Here is a 903-nt window from a genome sequence, read left to right as displayed (position 1 = left end):
GTGAAGGTTTTTCACCGCACCTCGCGAGCTTGCAGGACGAAGATTGCTTTGACGAGTTGACCTGCACGTAGCGGGCAACAGCGGAGTTTGCGCAGGATGCGCCAGTTCTTCAGGACGGCATTCGCGCGTTCGCCGGGAGCGCGGAGCCTGGCGTGGGCGGAGTTGGCTGTCTTCTGGGACTGCGGCTTATCACGGCCCTTGTAGGGGACGAGCACCTTCTCACCTGCGCCGACGTACGCCTTGTCGGCCAGTGTGATCAGTTTCGCGGCCTGTAGTCGGCGGATGATGCCCCAGATGCGGGCCGCCTTCAGGTCGTGTACCGAGCCGGGTAGTGATCCCGAGGTCCACAGCGGCGTCCCGTCTGGCGCGGCCAGGACCTGGATGTTCATGCCGTGTCTCTTGTGTTTGCCGGAGTAGAAGGGCCGGTCGGCGGCCAGGCGGTCGATCGGAATGAGCGTGCCGTCGAGCACCACGAACGCGTATCCGGTGCGCTTGGCGGCGCGGATGGCTTGGTCCAGCGTGGGTGAGCGCTGGGCCACGAGCGCGACGGCCTCTTGGACGTAGCGCCAGGCGGTGGCCGTGCCGACGTCGAATCCGGCGGCGATCTCGGCGAAGGTCTCCCCTTTGCGCAGGTAGACCAGCACGAGCATGGCCTGCTGGCCGGGGTTGAGACGGCGCTTGGTGGACTTGAGCGCCTGCCGGTTCCGGCGCAGGATGCCGGCCAGGTAGGTCAACGTCTGAGATGACAACGGCAGCGCGGCACGGTAGAACAGCACTCAGGCCCCTGGTGGTGAAGGTTGATCTTGGTCGACAACCCTTCTACCAGGGGCTATCTGCGTTGCGGATCAAGGATGATGATCTGCAACGGACCCGTGACCTGCAGCGTCACGGTGGAATGGGCTC

1 protein-coding gene is annotated in these 903 nt (G+C 64.9%); it reads right to left on the bottom strand.

Features of this window, described 5'->3' with window-relative positions; genetic code table 11:
• Window positions 1–11: 11 nt before the first annotated feature.
• Entirely contained in the window at window positions 12–776 is a 765-nt protein-coding gene (locus ACTWQA_RS59120) for a transposase family protein (protein WP_443167521.1), read from the bottom strand.
• Between the last annotated feature and the right edge of the window lie 127 nt (window positions 777–903).

The sequence above is a fragment of the Nonomuraea sp. 10N515B genome (assembly GCF_052245915.1).
In the GTDB taxonomy this organism is placed as follows: Bacteria; Actinomycetota; Actinomycetes; order Streptosporangiales; family Streptosporangiaceae; genus Nonomuraea.
The sequence above is the reverse complement of the archived record's forward strand: the minus strand, read 5'-3'. Positions and strand labels throughout refer to the sequence as shown.